The following is an 18,533-nucleotide window of genomic DNA, read 5'->3' on the forward strand; positions in this document are numbered from 1 at the left end:
AACAGGGCTGCACAATGAAAAAATCCCTTCTGACGCTTTTTGCGCTCGCCGCCATGTCGGCTTCCGCGCTTGCTGCCGATATCAAGCCGGCATTGGTTTATGGTACGGGCGGCAAGTTCGACAAGTCGTTCAACGAAGCCGCCGCGGCTGGCGCTGAAAAGTTCAAGGCAGAAACGGGCATCGAGTTCCGCGATTTTGAACCGACCAGCGATACGCAGGGTGAGCAGGCTATCCGCAACTTCGCCAGCAAGGGCTTTAACCCGGTTGTTGCCGTGTCCTTCGCCTGGACGTCGGCCATGGAAAAGGTTGCAGCCGAATTCCCTGACACCAAGTTCGTCATCGTCGATTCCGTCGTCGAGCTGCCGAATGTCCGCTCGGTCGTCTACAAGGAGCACGAAGGCTCTTATCTCGTCGGTCTTCTGGCAGGCATGGCCTCCAAGACCGGTAAGGTCGGCTTCATCGGCGGCATGGATATTCCGCTGATCCGTAAATTCGCCTGTGGTTATGCGCAGGGCGCCAAGGCTGCCAACGACAAGATCGAAGTCTTCCAGAACATGACCGGCACCACGGGTGCGGCCTGGAACGATCCGGTGCGCGGTGGCGAACTGACCAAGAACCAGATCGACCAGGGCGCTGACGTGATCTACGCGGCAGCCGGTGCGACCGGTATCGGCGTGTTGCAGACCGCTGCCGACAACAAGAAATTCTCGATCGGCGTCGATTCCAACCAGAACCACCTGCACCCCGGCTCGGTTCTGACCTCGATGGTCAAGCGCGTCGATCTGGCCGTCTACAACGCCTACAAGGATGCCAAGGACGACAAGTTCACCCCCGGCATCGTTGCTCTCGGCGTCAAGGAAGACGGCGTTGCCTATGCTCTCGACGACAACAACAAGGCCCTGATCACGCCGGAAATGACCGCCGCCGTGGACAAGGCGAAGGCCGACATCATTGCCGGCACCATCAAGGTTCATGACTATATGGCGGACAATTCCTGCCCGAAATGATATGATATTTGTCTGGGGCGCATGGTGATTTTTCACCTTGCGCCCTTTTCATATCCAGCCTTCGGAGAGGTTTCGGTTTGAGTATGGACCCAGCAATCGAACTCGTGGGCATCGATAAAAAATTCGGTGCCGTTCACGCCAATAAGAATATCAACCTGACCGTTGCCAAGGGTACGATCCACGGCATCATCGGGGAAAACGGTGCCGGAAAATCGACCCTGATGTCGATCCTCTACGGTTTTTACCAGGCTGATGCCGGTGAAATCCGGGTAAACGGCGCGCCGGTATCGATCCGCGACAGCCAGGCTGCGATCAGTGCTGGCATCGGCATGGTCCATCAGCATTTCATGCTGGTGGAAAATTTCACCGTGCTGGAAAACGTCATGCTGGGCGCGGAAGGCGGCGCATCGCTTGCCAAGGGCAGGGCGGCTGCGCGCAAGGAGTTGAAGCGCCTTGAAGACGACTACGGGCTGGAAGTCGATCCGGATGCTGTGATCGAGGAACTGCCGGTCGGCCTGCAACAGCGCGTCGAAATCCTGAAAGCCATGTATCGTGGCGCCGAAATCCTGATCCTCGACGAGCCGACCGGCGTTCTCACGCCTGCGGAAGCCGATCATCTTTTCAAGATCCTCGGTGTCCTGCGTGAGCAGGGCAAAACCGTCATCCTCATCACCCACAAGCTGCGCGAGATCATGGCGATCACGGATTCCGTCTCCGTCATGCGCCGCGGCGAAATGGTGGCGACCCGCAAAACCTCCGAAACCAGCGTTGAGGAACTGGCCGAACTGATGGTCGGCCGTCGCGTGCTGCTGCGGGTGGAAAAAGGCGAGACGACGCCGGGCGAGGTTCTCCTTTCCATCCGTAATCTGACCGTCAAGGACAGCCGCGGCGTCACCATGGTTGACGATGTCTCGCTGGATGTCCGCGCCGGCGAAATCGTCGGCATCGCCGGTGTGGCCGGCAATGGCCAGTCCGAACTTCTCGAAGCGATCGCGGGCATCCGCAAGCCTTACTCGGGAGAGATATGGGTGGCCGGGCAGAAGGTTGACCGACCCGATCCGTCCATTCTGCGCGAACTCGGTCTCGCACATATTCCGGAAGACCGGCACCATATGGGGCTGGTGCTGAAATTCGAGGAATATGAAAATTCCATCCTCGGCTATCACCATGACGAGCGATACGGCAAAGGCCCTTTCCTCAACCCCGAGGCCATCCGCAAGGATGCGGTCGAAAAGATCGAGAAATACGATATCCGCCCGCCGAGCCCGCAGCTGAAGACCGCCAATTTTTCCGGCGGCAACCAGCAGAAGATCGTCGTTGCCCGCGAAATCGAGCGTGACCCCAAGATGCTGATCATCGGCCAGCCGACCCGCGGTGTGGATATCGGCGCCATCGAATTCATCCATCGCCGCATCATCGAAATGCGCGATGCCGGCAAGGCGATCTTGCTGGTTTCGGTCGAACTCGATGAAATCCGTTCCCTTTCGGACCGGATCATGGTCATGTTCGCCGGGCGTGTCGTTGGAGAAAAAACGGCGGAAGCCGAAGAACAGACGCTGGGCCTGATGATGGCCGGCATCGCCGCATGAGGCATGAATGAGCACCGCTTCCGTACCCCTGCCAAACTGGATCACCTACGGCCTCCTGCCGTTTTTAAATGTAGTTACCGCATTTCTGATTTCCGGCCTCGTCGTCTGGTCGATCGGTGAAAATCCGCTCGCGGCGCTTCGCCTGCTCATCGAAGGTGCGCTAGGTCGTGGCGATGCCATCGGCTTCACGCTGTTTTATACGACGAGTTTCATCTTCACCGGCCTCTCTGTGGCGGTCGCCTTCCATGCCGGTCTGTTCAACATCGGTTCTGAAGGCCAGGCCTATATTGGCGGACTGGGCGCGGCGCTGGTGGCGCTGGCGCTCGACTGTTATGTGCCGTGGTATGTGACGATGCCCTTCGCCATCATCGGCGCTGCGGTTTTCGGCGCGGCCTGGGCGTTTATTCCGGCATGGCTGCAGGCAAAACGCGGTAGCCACGTCGTCATAACCACCATCATGTTCAACTTCATCGCTGCGGCGTTGATGGTCTATCTGCTGGTGAACGTGCTGATCGTGCCGGGCAAGATGGCGCCGGAAACGCGCACCTTTCTGCCAGGTGGGCAATTGCCGAAGCTCGACTGGCTGATGGCGCTGTTCGGCCTGAAGCTCGGGCCGGCGCCGTTCAACGTCTCCTTCATCATCGCACTGGTCATGTGTTTTCTCGTCTGGGTGCTGATCTGGCGCACCAAGCTCGGTTATGAGATGCGCACGCTCGGCGTCAGCCCCTCGGCCGCCGTCTATGCCGGCATTCCCTATGCGCGCACCGTCATCATTGCCATGCTCATTTCCGGCGGTCTGGCAGGTATGATGGCGCTGAACCCGGTCATGGGCGCGTCCGCCCGTTTGCAGGTGGAATTTGTCGGCGGTGCGGGTTTCGTCGGCATCGCCGTGTCGCTGATGGGGCGAAGCCACCCGCTCGGCATCCTGTTTTCGGCGCTGCTGTTTGGCATTCTCTATCAGGGTGGTGCAGACCTCTCTTTCGAGATGCCGAATATTACCCGTGAGATGATCGTCGTCATCCAGGGTCTGGTTATCCTGTTTGCCGGCGCGCTCGAATACATGTACCGGCCGGCGATCGTCCGCATCTACCAGCGCTTGGCAAAGGGGTGAGCTGATATGGATTTCTTCGATATGCTGGTCAGCATTCTCGGCTCGACCATCCGTCTCACCATCCCGCTTCTGTTTACGGCGCTTGCCGGGCTGTTTTCCGAACGCGCGGGCGTGTTCGATATCGGCCTTGAAGGCAAGATGCTGGCGGCAGCCTTTGCTTCGGCGTGTGTCGCCTATCTCACCGCAAATCCCTGGGCAGGCCTGCTTGCGGGCATCGCCGTCTCCATCCTGTTTTCGCTGATCCACGGCTTTGCCGTCATCACAAATCGCGGCAACCAGATCGTTTCGGGCGTGGCGCTCAACTTCATTGCCGCCGGTCTGACGGTGGTTCTGGGGCAGGCGTGGTTCGGGCAGGGCGGGCGCACGCCGCAATTGCCGGGCGAAGGCCGTTTCGCACCGATCATCCTGCCTGGTGCGGATGCGATGCGCGAAGTGCCTTTCATCGGCCCGCTCTACGCCAATGTCATTTCCGGCAACAATATCCTGACCTATCTCGCCTTTCTGGCGGTGCCGCTTTCCTGGTGGGTGCTTTACCGCACCCGTTTCGGCCTTCGCCTGCGCGCGGTGGGTGAAAATCCGGGCGCGGTCGATACGGCGGGCATTTCGGTGACATGGATGCGTTACCGCGCCGTCATCGTTGCCGGCTTCCTCTGCGGTTTTTCGGGCGCCTATCTCGCCGTCGCGCAATCGGCGGCCTTCATCGCCAACATGTCGGCCGGTAAGGGCTATATCGCACTCGCCGCGCTGATCTTCGCGAAATGGAAGCCGGTGCCGGTCATGTTCGCATGCCTGCTCTTCGGTTTCCTGGATGCTTTCGCCAACTTCATGCAGGGCAAATCCGTGCCGGGTATCGGTGAAGTGCCGGTGCAGATTTTCCAGGCCATGCCCTATATTCTGACCTGCATCCTGCTTGCCGGTTTCATCGGCGTCGCCAAGCCCCCCAAGGCCGGTGGCGTTGCCTATGCGAAGGAGCGTTAAATCCATGTCCCGTGAACCAATGTCCCATCAGTTGTTCGAGGCAGCGGTGGAGGCCATGGCCTTTGCCCATGCGCCCTATTCGAAATTCCCTGTCGGTGCGGCAATCCGCGCTGAAGACGGTAAGATCTACAAGGGCGCCAATATCGAGAACCTCTCCTTCCCTCAAGGCTGGTGCGCCGAGCCTTCGGCCATCAGCGCCATGATCATGGGTGGAGCAAAGAAGATAAGCGAGATCGCCGTCATCGCGGAAAAGCTTGCTCTTTGCCCGCCCTGCGGCGGCTGCCGGCAGAAGATCGCCGAATTCGCCTCGCCAGACACCAAGGTCTATCTCTGTGACGAAACCGGTGTTCAGAAAGTCATGACCATGGATGAACTTTTGCCCTTCAGCTTCAAGACCGAGCTGCCCTGATGCCGGATACGCTGATCGATATTCTGGTGGAGCGTCTGAATGGCCTGATGCCGCGCATCGCCATCGTGCTGGGCTCAGGCCTGGGGTCGCTGGTGGACGAGGTCAGCGATGCGATCCGCGTGCCCTATGCCGAACTTCCCGGTTTCCCTGCAAGCGGCGTTTCTGGCCATGCGGGCGAGTTGGTGGCCGGATATCTCGGTGGCGAGCCGGTGATGATGCTGTCCGGCCGGGTGCACTATTACGAAAAAGGCGATCCGGCCGCCATGCGCGCGGTCATTGAGGCGCTCGCCGGTCTTGGCGTGCAGTCGCTCATCCTCACCAATTCTGCAGGCTCGGTCAGGCAGGACATACCGCCCGGCTCGGTCATGCAGATCACCGATCATATCAATTATTCCGGCATGAACCCGCTGATTGGCGAAGAGAGCGACAACCGCTTCGTCGGCATGACCACGGCTTATGATCCAGACCTGATGCTCGCCATGCGTAATGCCGCGATCCGCGCGACGGTGCCCTTGTTCGGCGGCGTCTATATGTGGTTTTCCGGCCCGAGCTTCGAAACGCCGGCGGAAATCCGCATGGCGCGGCTGCTGGGTGCGGATGCCGTCGGCATGTCCACCGTGCCGGAAGTCATCCTCGCCCGCTTTTTCGGGATGCGCGTTGCCGCCGCATCGGTTATTACCAATTACGGTGCCGGCATGACTGGCGCTGAACTGAGCCATGAGGAAACCAAGGACATGGCCCCGGTGGGCGGCAAGAGGCTTGCCGCCATCTTGAAAGAAATGATCGCAGGAGGAGCGTGACCATGGAACTCCAGCGTCCGCGCGAAGCGGCTGCCCTGACACTATCCTTGCTGGACCTGACCAACCTCAAGGAAGACTGCACGCCCGAGCAGATTGCTGCTTTGTGCCAGAGGGCTCATACCGAATACGGCAATACCGCCGCGATCTGCATCTGGCCGCGTTTCGTCGCCCAGGCGCGTGCCGCTTTCGGAAAAGACCATGCGATCCGTATCGCCACGGTCGTCAATTTTCCGTCGGGCGATCTGGATGTTGCGACCGTGGTGGCGGAGACCGAGGCGGCTATCCGCGACGGTGCCGACGAAATCGATCTGGTCATCCCCTATCGTAAGTTCATAGCAGGCGATGAAACGGCTGTTTCCGAGATGGTGGCTGCCGTACGCAAGGTCTGCGTCGCACCCGTTCTTCTCAAGGTCATTCTCGAAACCGGCGAGCTGAAGGACAAGGCTCTCATTCGTCGTGCTTCCGAACTCGCCATTGCCGAAGGGGCCGATTTCATCAAGACCTCAACAGGCAAGGTCGCCATCAACGCCACGCTGGAAGCCGCCGATATCATGTTGCAGGCGATCCGCGACAGCAGGCAGAAGGTGGGCTTCAAGCCTGCCGGCGGTGTCGGCACGGTGGAAGACGCCACGCTTTATCTGCGGCTGGCGGAAACAATCATGGCGCCCGACTGGGCCATGCCGTCCACGTTCCGCTTCGGCGCTTCCGGCGTTCTCGATGATGTCCTGAACGTGCTGGCCGGTGGCGAACCGGCCAAGGCCGCCAGCGGGTATTGAGCTTGATCCCGCAGGAAATCATCCGCCGCAAACGTGATGGCCTGTCTCTTGCGCCGCAGGAGATTGCCGCTTTTATCGAGGCGCTGTCCAAGGACGGCATATCGGAAGGCCAGGCCGCTGCTTTTGCCATGGCGGTGTTTTTCCGGGGTATGAACCGCGACGAGATGGTGGCGCTGACACTCGCCATGCGCGACAGCGGTGATGTCCTGTCCTGGAACGATATTGGCAGGCCGGTGGCGGACAAGCACTCGACCGGCGGCGTCGGCGACAATGTCTCCCTGATGCTTGCCCCGATCGTTGCCGCCTGCGGTTTTGGGGTGCCGATGATTTCCGGCAGGGGTCTTGGCCATACCGGCGGCACGCTCGACAAGCTGGAAGCGATCCCCGGTTACGATGTGATGCCGGACGAAGCCCTGTTCCGCCGGACGGTCAAGACGGTCGGCTGTGCCATCATCGGCCAGACGGGCGATCTCGCCCCCGCAGACAAGCGCCTCTATGCTATCAGGGACGTGACTGCGACGGTGGATTCCATCCCGTTGATCACCGCCTCCATTCTGTCTAAGAAGCTTGCGGCCGGACTTCAGACGCTGGTTCTGGATGTGAAGGTCGGCAACGGCGCTTTCATGCAGAGTGTGGAGGATGCCCGTAATCTCGCCGTCGCGCTGGTCGATGTGGCAAATGGCGCAGGCTTGCCGACGACGGCTCTTATAACCGACATGAACCAGCCGCTTGGCGATGCCGCAGGCAATGCGGTCGAAATCGTCAATTGCCTGGACTTTCTGGCTGGCCGCAAGGCGGGAACACGTCTCGAAAAGGTGGTTCTTGCCTTTGCTGCGGAAATGCTGGTGCAAGCGGGCAGCGCGGCCACTCTGGATGAAGGCGAGGTGCTGGCTGAGGCCGCCCTTTCCTCCGGGCGTGCCATGGAAGTCTTTGCGAAAATGGTCGCAGCACTTGGCGGGCCTGCGGACTTTGTCGATCATCCATCGCGTTACCTGCCATCGGCGCCGGTTATTCTCCCGGTTTCGGCTGAGCGCAGCGGCTGGCTGGCATCCTGTGCGACGCGCGATCTCGGCATGGTCGTTGTCGAGCTTGGCGGCGGCAGAAGAATGCCGTCAGACAAGATTGACCCTTCGGTCGGGATCTCCGATATCCTGCCGCTCGGCACAAAAGTGGAAAAAGGCGAACCAATCGCCTGCGTCCATGCGGCCTCTAAGCAAGAAGCGGAACTTGCCGTCAAAAGGATTACGGCCTGCTATGGGGTTGCTGACACTGCGATGGAAACCAGCACTGTGGTCCTCGAGCGAATTACCTGACCAGCCTCATTTCGCCACCCGATACCTTGAATGACGATAGTTGTTTCAGGAAGCTCATGCCAACAAGCATGTTGCTCAACGCATTATCTTTCAGCACCATGGCGTCAACATTCTGAACGCGGATCGTGCCGATTTCCACCCGGTCGAGCTTTAGATAGGCCGCCATGGTCTGGCCGTTGGCGGTTGAGATCGGATATTTGAAATCGAGGCTGTTGACGCCGAAACCGAGCCGCCGGGCGATCGTCTCATTGATGGCAACCATGGAGGCGCCGGTATCGACAAGCCCGTCGAAAGATTTACCGTTGATACGGAAGGCGGCGTTGAAGTGGCCGCGTGCGTCCGCTTTCAGATTGACGCCACCAAGCGAAACGGGCTCCGGTTTGACGGCTTCCGATTTGACTTCGGCTTTTTCCACCTTGGCTTCCGGGCGCGGCTGAAATTTTTCCACCAGCGCCGGAATCTGCGTGGCGCTGACCGAAAGACCGATAAGCAGAAAAATCGTACGCGCCAGCAAGTCGTCGCTCCTGAGAAGGCAGGGTTATCCCTATGCAGAATAGACGCAAAACGTGCTGAAATCTTAAAAGAAAAAGCCATTCGCCGCTTGTTGGTCGGCGAATGGCTCAAACGGTTAAGCGATGATGAACGGTGTTATTTCGTGCCGTACATGCGGTCGCCCGCATCGCCGAGGCCGGGAACGATATAACCCTTTTCATTCAGCTGCTTGTCGATTGCGGCAGTATAGATCGGCACATCGGGATGCGCTTCACGGAAATTCTTGATGCCTTCGGGTGCAGCCAGCAGACACAGGAAGCGGATGTTCTTCGCGCCCCGCTCTTTCAGCTTTTCAACCGCAGCGATGGAGGAATTGCCGGTCGCCAGCATTGGATCGACGACGATGATAAGGCGGGCATCGAGGCTTTCGGGAGCCTTGAAGTAATATTCGACCGCCTCCAGCGTATCGTGATCGCGATACACACCGATATGCGCAACACGCGCCGAAGGCACGAGTTCGAGCATGCCTTCCAGAAGGCCGTTGCCGGCACGCAGGATGGAGGCGAAAACCAGCTTCTTGCCCTCCAGCACCGGAGCCTCGATGGTTTCGAGCGGCGTATCGATGGTTTCCATCGTCATTTCAAGGTCGCGCGTCACTTCATAGCAGAGCAGCGTCGAGATTTCCCTGAGCAGGCGGCGGAAGCCGGCTGTCGAGGTTTCCTTCTTGCGCATGATGGTAAGTTTGTGCCGCACCAGCGGATGTTCGATGACTGTGACGCCGTCCATGAAACTGGCCTTCCTTTTTTATCCTGTGCCCCTGTAATTCACCGAAAGCAGGCTTTTCGCAAGCCTTCTTCGCGGTTTTACCCCGCCAACCGATGCCTAGTGGCTATCGAGTTTCGCAAGCAGCCGGGCGCGTGTGACTTCATCCACAAAGGCGCTTTCCAGTGCGGTTCGGGTCATGCAGTTGATCTCGGCATCGCTGAAACCGAAAGCATCCGCAGCCAGCGCATATTCCCGGGCAAGCGAGGTAAAGAAGAATGGCGGATCGTCGGAACTGATGCAGACGCGCACCCCGGCATCGCGCAACGCCCTCAGCGGATGGCTGCCGAAATCGGGATAAACGTTGAGCGCGATATTTGATCCGGGGCAGACCTCAAGCACTGTTCCCGCCTCAACCAGCCAGGCGACGAGAGCGGCGTCTTCGATGGCGCGCACGCCATGGCCGATGCGCGACGGCTTTACGAGGTCGAGCGCATCGACGACGCTTTCCGGTCCGCAGACCTCACCCGCATGGATGGTCAGCCCAAGGCCGGCATCGCGGGCAATGTCGAAGGCGCGTGCATAATCGGCGACGCGGCCCATGCGCTCCTCGCCCGCCATGTTGAAACCGGTCACCAGCGGGTGTTTCGTCCGTGCTGCATATTCAGCCGCCGCAATGACCCGTTCAGGACCGAAATGCCGCTCGCCGGTCACGATGATGCGGGTTTCGATACCGGTCTTTTCTTTCGCGATCCGGATGCCCTCGGCGATACCGGAGAGATAGGCGTCAGCGCCGAGCCCGATGCGGTCGCCATGATCGGGCGAGATGATGAGCTCGCTATAGATCGTATTGGCCTCGGCAAGTTCGGTCAGATAGGTTTGCGTCAGAACCGCATAGTCCTCATCGGTCTTGAACACCTGCGCCACCGCATCGTAGCACTGGATGAATTGCGCAAAATCCGACCAGACGTACTGGCCGTCGCGCAGAAAGCTACTGGTGTCTATGCCGTATTTCTCGGCCTGTTTTGCGACGAGGGCAGGGGGTGCCGCACCTTCCAGGTGGCAGTGAATTTCCGCTTTCAGCAAATGCGATGTCAAATGAAGCTCCTGCCGTGCGAACCGGCCTCGATTCCTAGATGGTGGGCGATGCTTTCGCCGATGTCGGCGTAGCTTGAACGAATGCCGACATCGCGGGAGCGGATGCCCGGCCCGAATGCCATGATCGGCACTCTTTCCCGTGTATGGTCCGTGCCCCGCCATGTGGGATCGCAACCATGGTCAGCGGTAAGAATGGCGATGTCGCCCGGCGCCATTTTGCGATGGATTTCCGGAATGCGCGCATCGAAGGCTTCAAGCGCCGCCGCATAACCGGCAACATCGCGTCGATGGCCGTAGAGCATGTCGAAATCGACGAAATTGGTGAAGACAAGATCGCCGTTTTCGGCTTCGTCAATAGCGTGCAGCGTTGCATCCATCAGGGCGCTGTTGCCATTTGCCTTGATGACGCGCGAGACACCCTTGTGGGCATAGATATCGCCGATCTTGCCGATCGCGTGCACTTTCCTGCCAGCCTCCACAAGGCGGTCGAGCAACGTCGGTTCGGGCGGCGGAACGGAGAAATCGCGGCGGTTGCCGGTGCGTTCGAAGGTTGCGACCGTCTCGCCGATGAAGGGACGGGCAATGACACGGCCGATATTCAGCGGATCGAGTAGCTTGCGCACCGTCTCGCAGAGCGTGACGAGCCGCTGCAATCCGAAATGGGCCTCGTGCGCGGCGATCTGGAACACGGAATCGGATGAGGTGTAGCAGATTGGCTTGCCGCTCCTGATATGCTCTTCGCCAAACGTTGCGATGATCTCGGTGCCGGAAGCGTGGCAGTTGCCGAGAATGCCTGGAATATCCGCTTGCGTGCAGATGGCTTCCACCAGTTCGGGAGAAAAGGCGTCGCCTTCTGTCGGGAAGTAGCCCCAGTCGAAGGTGACGGGCGTGCCCGCGATCTCCCAATGGCCTGAGGGCGTATCCTTGCCCTTCGATATTTCGCTGGCAGAGCCATGCAGGCCGAAAATACGCTCCGGCGGCTCCATGCCGGCGGGAATGTCGCCACTTGATTGTCGTGCAATCTCCAGAAGACCAAGCGAAGACATGTTGGGCAGCTTCAGCGGACCCGCCCGAAGGCCCGGCCTGTCGGCAGCACCTGCCGCGCAGAATTCGGCGATATGACCGAGCGTATTGGCGCCGAGGTCGCCATAATGCTCCGCGTCAGGCGCACCGCCGACACCGAAGGAATCCAGAACGAGAAGAAATGCTCTTGCCATAACTCACCGAAACGAAAATGCGCCGACGGGCAATGTCAGGCCGAGCTGTCGTTATAGATCAGCAAAACGTGAAGAAGGAAGTGATTTTATGAACCATCCGGTAAAACCGGCTGTTCAATCCTCTTTCCGTTTCGATTTCGGCGCGTTGAGATTGCGCAGCACGTACCATCCAGCGGCAATTACCATGGCCGCCAGAATGTACCATGTGATGGCGTAGGACAGGTGGTTGTTGGGGAAGGTGAGCATGGTCTTGCCGCCGACCGGTAGGCCACCCGGATTGGGCGTCGCATCGGCATCGACATAAAAGGGCGCCACGCCGGAAAGGCCGGATGCCTGCGATATCTGCCGGATATTGCGGGAGTACCAGCGCCGATTTGCCGGATCGTTGGTTCGAAGGAAAAGCCCGCCGGTTTCTGACGCGCGCATCAGCCCGACGATCTCGACCTGCCCGCTTGGCTCCCCTTCCCGGCGCGAGGATGGATCGCGTTTGTCGGAAGGCACGAAGCCGCGATTGACGATGATATTCGATCCGTCATCGCGTCTCAGCGGCGTCATCACCCAGTAGCCGGGCCCGAGATCGCTGACCGTATAGACCTGGACCTCCTTGTCGTTGAGGAGGGTGCCGGACAGTTTCACGCGGCGATATTCATACTCTGCGGGATCGGCAAGGGCCGGCCATTCGCGGGCTGCCGGTGCATCCACAGGTGCGGCATGGGCGCGAGCTTCGACGCGTTCGATGAGATCGAGCTTCCAGAAGAGGCGTTGAACCTGCCATGTTCCAAGCGCCAGCAGGAAGCCTGTCAGTACAATAGTCAGAAGCAGGACGACGATTGCTGCGGGGCGGACGCGTCGCGTGTGCGGGGCGGTTGTCGACGGATCGGTCATGGTTTCACAGTCCTTGCAAGGCCATGCGGTTTGCTACGGCAACACTGTCGGCTGTCGGCATCCGGGTCTTCCAGCAAATAACCCCATAAATCGCGCCGACGATTCATGGGGTTATGCGCTGCGGGATCGTGTGCTGGCGCAGAAAGCGGCCTGCCGGAAATCCGGCAGGCCGTTGATCTATGGTTGCTCAGGGCAGGTTTTTCACATCCTCGATGTGCAGCGGCATCATGTTCTTGTTCATGTTGTACATGACCCAGAGTGAGCCGGAGAGCGTGATCAGCAGCACCACGACGGTGAAGATCAGCGCCATGAAGGTCCAGCCGCCTTCGGATTTGGTGTCCATGTGCAGGAAGTAGATCATGTGCACGAAGATCTGGATGACGCCGAGACCCATGATCGCGATGACCAGCAGCGTCTTGTTTTCAAGAACGTCGCCCATGACCAGCCAGAACGGGATCGCCGTCAGGATGACCGACAGGACGAAGCCGATCATGTAGCTTTTGAACGTGCCGTGGCTGGCGCCATCATGGTGATGATGGTCGTCGCCATGCGCGTCGTGGTGTGCGTGTGCTTCGGAACTCATCAAAGAACTCCCATGAGATAAACGAAGGAAAAGACGCCGATCCAGATGACGTCAAGGAAGTGCCAGAACATCGACAGGCACATCAGGCGACGCTTGTTTGCGGCGATCAGACCATGTTTTGCGACTTGGAACATCAGTGTGACGAGCCAGATCACGCCGAAGGTGACGTGCAGACCGTGCGTACCAACCAGCGCGAAGAAGGCGGAAAGGAACGCCGAACGCTGTGGACCTGCACCTTCTTCGATCAGGTGATGGAACTCGTAAAGTTCCACGGCGAGGAAGGCGAGACCGAAGAGACCGGTGATGCCGAGCCAGATCAGCGTCGTCTTCACCTTCTGCTTTTCCATTTCCAGCATGGCGAAGCCATAGGTGATGGAAGAGAAAAGCAGGAAAGCGGTGTTGATCGCCACAAGCTTCAGATCGAACAGATCTGCGCCCGAAGGGCCGGCCGCGTAGTTGCGGCCGACAACGGCATAGGTGGCAAACAGCGTTGCGAAGATGAGGCAGTCGCTCATCAGATAGAGCCAGAAGCCCAGCGAGGTGCCGTTCTCCGGATGGTGGTCTTCTTTCAGGTAGAAGACCGGTGTTTCCGCGCCCGCGGCGCTTTGTGCAGGTGTATGAGCCATATTCGTTACGCCTGTTCCGCAAGCAGCTTCGTACGTTCCGCCTCGACTGTCGAAACATCGGAGGCAGGAATGTAGTATTCGCGGTTGTAGTTGAAGGTATGGGCGATCGAGACCGCGATGATGGCGAGCATGGACAGAGCCGCCAGCCACCAGATGTGCCACACCAAGGCAAAGCCAAGAACGACGCTGATGGCACTGATGATTACGCCCGCACCGGTGTTCTTCGGCATATGGATCGGTATGAAGCCTTCCTTGGGACGGTCGTAACCGCGCTTCTTCATATCCGCCCAGGCGTCGACGTCATGCACAACCGGCGTGAAAGCGAAGTTGTAGGCAGGCGGAGGGGACGAGGTCGACCACTCCAGCGTACGCCCATGATAGGGATCGCCGGTCACGTCACGGAGCTGATCGCGCTTCAAGAAGCTGACGATGAGCTGGATGACGAAGGAAGCGATGCCAAGCGCGATCAGGAAGGCGCCGAAGGCTGCGATCAGGAACCAGATCTGTAGCGAATTGTCTTCGAACTGGCTGATACGGCGGGTCACACCCATCAGGCCGAGAATGTAGAGCGGCATGAAGGCGAAGTAGAAGCCGATGAACCAGAACCAGAAGGACAGCTTGCCCCAGAACGGATCGAGGCGGTAGCCGAAGGCCTTCGGGAACCAGTAAACGATACCCGCAAGCACACCGAACACCACGCCACCGATGATGGTGTTGTGGAAGTGGGCGATGAGGAACAGCGAGTTGTGGAGCACGAAGTCCGCCGGCGGAACAGCGAGAAGAACGCCGGTCATGCCGCCGATGACGAAGGTGATCATGAAACCGATCGTCCACAGCATCGGAACGTCGAACTTGATGCGGCCCTTGTACATGGTGAAGAGCCAGTTGAAGATCTTCGCACCGGTCGGGATCGATATGATCATCGTGGTGATGCCGAAGAAAGCGTTGACGCTTGCACCGGAACCCATGGTGAAGAAGTGGTGCAGCCAAACGATGTAGGCGAGGATGGTGATGACACCCGTCGCATAGACCATCGAGGCATAACCGAAAAGACGCTTGTTGGAGAAGGTCGAGACGATTTCCGAGAAGACGCCGAAGGCCGGCAGCACCAGGATGTAAACTTCGGGATGGCCCCAGATCCAGATGAGGTTGACATACATCATCGGGTTGCCGCCGAGATCGTTGGTGAAGAAATTCGTGCCAACGTAACGGTCAAGGGTCAGAAGGGCGAGCGTGCCGGTCAGGATCGGGAAGGATGCCACGATCAGGATGTTCGAACACAGCGACGTCCAGACGAAGATCGGCAGCCGCATCATGGTCATGCCAGGTGCGCGCATCTTGATGATCGTGACGATCAGGTTGATACCAGAGAGCGTCGTGCCCACACCGGCGATCTGCAGACCCCAGATGTAATAATCCACACCCACGCCCGGACTTCCATCAATGCCGGAAAGCGGCGGATAGGCAAGCCAGCCAGTCTGCGCATATTCACCGATGAACAGCGAGATCATGGTGATGACGGCACCGGCCGTGGTCATCCAGAACGAGAAGTTGTTGAGGAAGGGGAACGAAACGTCGCGGGCGCCGATTTGCAGCGGCACGACGAAGTTCATGAGACCGGTGATCATCGGCATGGCCATGAAGAAGATCATGATGACGCCATGGGCCGTGAAAATCTGGTCGTAATGGTGCGGCGGAAGATAGCCTTCCGATCCGCCGGAGGCGATCGCCTGCTGGACGCGCATCATGATGGCATCTGCGAAACCGCGCAGCAGCATGACGAGTGCCAGAATGATGTACATGATACCGATCTTCTTGTGATCGATGCTCGTGAACCATTCATTCCAGAGATAACCCCACAGCCGGAAATAGGTGAGGGCGCCGACGACGGCGATGCCGCCCAGAGCCACTGCCGCGAAGGTCGCGACGAGAATGGGCTCGTGAAGCGGGATGGACTCCCATGTCAGCTTCCCGAACAGGAATGACGTTTGATCGGAATTGACGATCATTTTTAGCCTCTTGCGATTCTAAGACATAAGATCGGCGCAGCCATTGGCCGCGCCGCATAATGCCGGGACTTATCCGTCAGCCAGCGACTTGTTTCGTTTCCGGCAGCGCCGCGGGTTCGAAAGTCTGTCCTTCGATCGCAGCCGGAGTGGATTGGGGTCCGCTGGCGACACCGTAAGGTGAAAGCGGTGTACAGACGACGGAGTTCAGCGCCTTGGCGATATCGATGCCTTCCTTGCCGCCGCCGCCCTTGGCGTCGATATGCATCATGTCACGCATGCAGAGCTTGTTGGGCTCGACACAGCGGTTGAGGATGGCATCGTAAAGCTGCGGATCGACGGAGGCGAAATATTGCACCGGCTCACGTTCCGAGGGCTTGGCAAAGTCGAGATATTCCTGGCGGCCGAAGCCTTTGCCGCCATCCTTGATCTTCGCAACCCACTGATCGAAGCCCTGTTGGCTGAGACCATGGAACTTGAAGCGCATATGCGAGAAGCCAGGGCCGGAGAAGTTGGCCGAGAAGCCGTCATAAACGCCTTCCTTGTTGATGACCGCGTGCAGCTTGGTCTGCATGCCACCCATGGCGTAGATCTGGCCGGCGAGTGCGGGAACGAAGAACGAATTCATCGCGGTCGTGCCGGTGATCTTGAAGTTGATCGGAACATCGACCGGAGCTGCGAATTCATTGACGCTGCCGATGCCGAGCTCGGGGTAGAAGAACAGCCACTTCCAGTCCATGGCCACCACTTCCACCGTAAGCGGCTTGGTCTCGGCGGTAACCTGACGGTTTTCGTCGATACGCTCCAGCGGGCGGTAGGGGTCGAGACGGTGGGTGGAAATCCAGGTCACCGTGCCTAGCATCAGGATGATGGCGACCGGGGCGGACCAGATCACCATTTCAAGGCGCGTCGAGTGATGCCACTCGGGATCGTAGTCCTCGGCCTTCGCCGATTCGCGATACTTCCATGCGAAGAACAGCGTCAGGGCGATAACCGGGACGATGATGAGCAGCATCAGAACCGTGGACGTGATGATGAGGTCGCGCTGCTGGATGGCGACGTCGCCCGAAGGGTTCATCACCACGAGGTTACAGCCGCTAAGCAGCAGCAGTGCGGGGATTGCCAGAAGGGCAGATGTGATTTTCTTGATCATGCGCACGTTCTTTGAACTCGTACAGTTTGGATTATGCCGCGATTAATTGCCGAACATCATTTTTGAAATGAGGTATATTGTCGCGGTGCAGCGAAACCTTCGCGATGCACCATAGGCTTAGCGGAGCCGCGTTTGAAGGCGGAGCGGCTGCATTATCGCATAGGGAGCTTGCGGGGCAAGCCTTTCTTATCAAACTTCAATTGACGTTACGTAGGGTGCGTGTGACAATCCGTCGCATCGTAACGCTAAGGAAGAGGAGCCGGCGCGTTACAGGAAATGGTTCGTCCATGACGCAGGAGGGATATTATGAGTTATACTGATGCTGCTCCATCTTTTGGGCAGGCGCCGGAAGCGAAGGGACATGGGACCGATCCGGTCAAGGTCGATCCGGATCGCATTACAATTGCTGTCATTCTTGCGAGAATGACGGAGTTTTTCGACTTTTTCATCTACGCCATCGCCTCCGCGCTCGTTTTTCCGCATGTCTTCTTTTCCTTCGTCGATCCGCTGACGGCGACGCTTTATTCCTTTGCGGTCTTCTCGCTGGCCTTCATCGCAAGGCCGATCGGTTCATTGATCTTCCTCCAGATCGACCGAAAGTTCGGCCGTGCCGTCAAGCTGATGGCGGCCCTGTTCACGCTTTGCGGTTCCACGATGGCGATCAGCTTTCTTCCGTCCTATGCGGAAGCCGGCATGCTTGCCCCCTGTCTTCTGGCGGTATTCCGTATCGGTCAGGGACTTGGTCTTGGCGGTGCCTGGGATGGTCTTGTCTCGCTCCTCGCCATGAATGCACCGCCGAAGCAGCGCGGCTGGTACGCCATGATGCCGCAAATTGGTGCGGCGATGGGCTTTGGTCTTGCCAGCGCATTCTTCATCGTGTTCGTGACGCAGCTCTCCAGCGCGGAATTCCTGGCCTGGGGCTGGCGCTTCCCGTTCTTCGTTGCACTCGCGCTCAATGTTCTCGCGCTCTTTGCCCGCCTGCGCATGATTGTCACGCCGGAATTCCAGTCCATGCTTGCACAGCATGAGCTGGAGCCGCGCCCCGTGTTCAAGATGCTGCGCTCGCAGTTTCCGGTCGTGCTGACGGGCGCTTTCGTGCCGCTGGCAAGCTTCGCGCTCTTCCATCTTGTCACGGTCTTCCCGCTGAGCTGGGTTTCCCTCAATACCACCCAGCGGGTTTCGGACTTTCTGTTCGTGCAATTCGTCAGCGCCATCATCGCCGGCGGCATGATCGTCGTGTCTGGTATTCTCGCCGACAAAATCGGCCGGCGGAAGCTGCTGGCTTTCGCCGCAGTGCTGATCGGTCTTTTCAGCCTCGTGGCGCCGCTTCTGCTGAGTTCGGGCGATATAGGGCGCTATCTTTTCGTCTTGGTCGGCTTTGCATTGCTTGGCCTGTCCTTCGGCCAGGCGGGCGGTGCGCTTGCCTCCCGCTTCAGCCGCGAATACCGTTATACCGGCGCTTCGCTCACCTCGGATATTTCCTGGCTGATCGGCGCTGGTTTTGCACCGCTCGTGGCGCTCGGATTTTCGTCCAAATTCGGACTGTTTGCGGTCGGCATTTACCTGATGTCGGGTGCAGTCTGTACACTGGTCGCACTGTGGTTCAGCCGAACACTGGACATGCCCTCGGAGTGAACAGGGCAATATAAACACCTCTGCAGCCATCGCGCCGCGGAATCCTGTCGGATTTCGCGGCGTTTTTGTTTTTTTATTGCGTGGGACCGATTT

The 18,533-nt window shown here is 58.8% G+C and carries 19 protein-coding genes; 10 read left to right on the forward strand and 9 right to left on the reverse strand.

Annotation, left to right across the window (positions count from 1 at the left end):
- Nucleotides 1-14 precede the first annotated feature (14 nt).
- The 8 genes from G6L97_RS12720 (at nt 15) to deoA (ending at nt 7,983) form a co-directional block, all read left to right on the forward strand.
- Nucleotides 15-1,007 (forward strand): BMP family lipoprotein, encoded by a 993-nt coding sequence (locus G6L97_RS12720; protein ID WP_003514392.1) that lies wholly within the window; start codon nt 15-17, stop codon nt 1,005-1,007.
- A gap of 83 nt (nt 1,008-1,090) precedes the next feature.
- On the forward strand, nt 1,091-2,596 hold the full coding sequence (locus G6L97_RS12725; protein WP_174002650.1) for an ABC transporter ATP-binding protein: 1,506 nt from the start codon (nt 1,091-1,093) through the stop codon (nt 2,594-2,596).
- Between the two features lie 7 nt (nt 2,597-2,603).
- Nucleotides 2,604-3,707, forward strand: a complete 1,104-nt coding sequence (locus tag G6L97_RS12730; RefSeq protein ID WP_111782911.1) for an ABC transporter permease — start codon at nt 2,604-2,606, stop codon at nt 3,705-3,707.
- A 6-nt stretch (nt 3,708-3,713) separates the two neighbouring features.
- Entirely contained in the window at nt 3,714-4,685 is a 972-nt protein-coding gene (locus tag G6L97_RS12735; protein WP_111782910.1) for an ABC transporter permease, read from the forward strand.
- Nucleotides 4,686-4,704: 19 nt separating this feature from the next.
- Nucleotides 4,705-5,094, forward strand: coding sequence for a cytidine deaminase (locus G6L97_RS12740; RefSeq protein WP_019564546.1), 390 nt, complete (start codon nt 4,705-4,707; stop codon nt 5,092-5,094).
- Nucleotides 5,094-5,894: a purine-nucleoside phosphorylase gene (locus tag G6L97_RS12745; RefSeq protein WP_003514406.1), complete on the forward strand. Its 801-nt coding sequence runs from the start codon at nt 5,094-5,096 to the stop codon at nt 5,892-5,894. Before G6L97_RS12740 ends, G6L97_RS12745 begins: the two co-directional genes overlap by 1 nt.
- A 2-nt stretch (nt 5,895-5,896) precedes the next feature.
- Nucleotides 5,897-6,670: a deoxyribose-phosphate aldolase gene (gene deoC / locus G6L97_RS12750; protein WP_003514408.1), complete on the forward strand. Its 774-nt coding sequence runs from the start codon at nt 5,897-5,899 to the stop codon at nt 6,668-6,670.
- The gene (gene deoA, locus G6L97_RS12755; RefSeq protein ID WP_174002558.1) at nt 6,667-7,983 is read left to right on the forward strand and encodes a thymidine phosphorylase; all 1,317 of its coding nucleotides are present in this window, start codon (nt 6,667-6,669) and stop codon (nt 7,981-7,983) included. Before deoC ends, deoA begins: the two co-directional genes overlap by 4 nt.
- On the opposite strand, the gene G6L97_RS12760 is transcribed toward deoA, so the two are convergent.
- The 5 genes from G6L97_RS12760 to G6L97_RS12780 form a co-directional block, all read right to left on the reverse strand.
- On the reverse strand, nt 7,976-8,497 hold the full coding sequence (locus G6L97_RS12760; protein ID WP_013635250.1) for a TIGR02281 family clan AA aspartic protease: 522 nt from the start codon (nt 8,495-8,497) through the stop codon (nt 7,976-7,978). The genes deoA and G6L97_RS12760 overlap by 8 nt on opposite strands.
- 134 nt (nt 8,498-8,631) lie before the next feature.
- Nucleotides 8,632-9,261 carry a uracil phosphoribosyltransferase gene (gene upp, locus G6L97_RS12765; RefSeq protein WP_003493096.1) on the reverse strand — a complete coding sequence of 210 codons (630 nt, stop codon included), beginning with the start codon at nt 9,259-9,261 and terminating at the stop codon, nt 8,632-8,634.
- Between the two features lie 96 nt (nt 9,262-9,357).
- Entirely contained in the window at nt 9,358-10,335 is a 978-nt protein-coding gene (locus G6L97_RS12770) for an adenosine deaminase (RefSeq protein ID WP_174002560.1), read from the reverse strand.
- Nucleotides 10,332-11,552, reverse strand: coding sequence for a phosphopentomutase (locus tag G6L97_RS12775; protein WP_111782908.1), 1,221 nt, complete (start codon nt 11,550-11,552; stop codon nt 10,332-10,334). Before G6L97_RS12775 ends, G6L97_RS12770 begins: the two co-directional genes overlap by 4 nt.
- Before the next feature lie 114 nt (nt 11,553-11,666).
- On the reverse strand, nt 11,667-12,437 hold the full coding sequence (locus tag G6L97_RS12780; protein WP_111782907.1) for an SURF1 family protein: 771 nt from the start codon (nt 12,435-12,437) through the stop codon (nt 11,667-11,669).
- 105 nt (nt 12,438-12,542) lie between these two features.
- Between G6L97_RS12780 and G6L97_RS28205 the strand changes: the two genes are divergently transcribed.
- Nucleotides 12,543-12,689 carry a hypothetical protein gene (locus tag G6L97_RS28205; protein ID WP_111782906.1) on the forward strand — a complete coding sequence of 49 codons (147 nt, stop codon included), beginning with the start codon at nt 12,543-12,545 and terminating at the stop codon, nt 12,687-12,689.
- On the opposite strand, the gene cyoD is transcribed toward G6L97_RS28205, so the two are convergent.
- From cyoD to cyoA, 4 genes are all read right to left on the reverse strand, one after another.
- Nucleotides 12,625-13,020, reverse strand: coding sequence for a cytochrome o ubiquinol oxidase subunit IV (gene cyoD, locus G6L97_RS12785; RefSeq protein WP_003514416.1), 396 nt, complete (start codon nt 13,018-13,020; stop codon nt 12,625-12,627). The genes G6L97_RS28205 and cyoD overlap by 65 nt on opposite strands.
- Nucleotides 13,020-13,646, reverse strand: a complete 627-nt coding sequence (gene cyoC, locus G6L97_RS12790) for a cytochrome o ubiquinol oxidase subunit III (RefSeq protein WP_003514417.1) — start codon at nt 13,644-13,646, stop codon at nt 13,020-13,022. The genes cyoD and cyoC overlap by 1 nt, the downstream gene beginning before the upstream one ends.
- Before the next feature lie 5 nt (nt 13,647-13,651).
- Nucleotides 13,652-15,655: a cytochrome o ubiquinol oxidase subunit I gene (gene cyoB / locus G6L97_RS12795; protein WP_003514419.1), complete on the reverse strand. Its 2,004-nt coding sequence runs from the start codon at nt 15,653-15,655 to the stop codon at nt 13,652-13,654.
- Between the two features lie 76 nt (nt 15,656-15,731).
- Nucleotides 15,732-16,805, reverse strand: coding sequence for a ubiquinol oxidase subunit II (cyoA, locus tag G6L97_RS12800; RefSeq protein WP_003514421.1), 1,074 nt, complete (start codon nt 16,803-16,805; stop codon nt 15,732-15,734).
- A 306-nt stretch (nt 16,806-17,111) separates the two neighbouring features.
- Here cyoA and G6L97_RS12805 point away from each other — a divergent pair, with 306 nt between their 5' ends.
- Nucleotides 17,112-18,440, forward strand: a complete 1,329-nt coding sequence (locus G6L97_RS12805; protein WP_003514422.1) for an MFS transporter — start codon at nt 17,112-17,114, stop codon at nt 18,438-18,440.
- The last annotated feature ends 93 nt before the right edge of the window (nt 18,441-18,533 follow it).

The sequence above is a fragment of the Agrobacterium tumefaciens genome (genome assembly GCF_013318015.2).
In the GTDB taxonomy this organism is placed as follows: domain Bacteria; phylum Pseudomonadota; class Alphaproteobacteria; order Rhizobiales; family Rhizobiaceae; genus Agrobacterium; species Agrobacterium tumefaciens.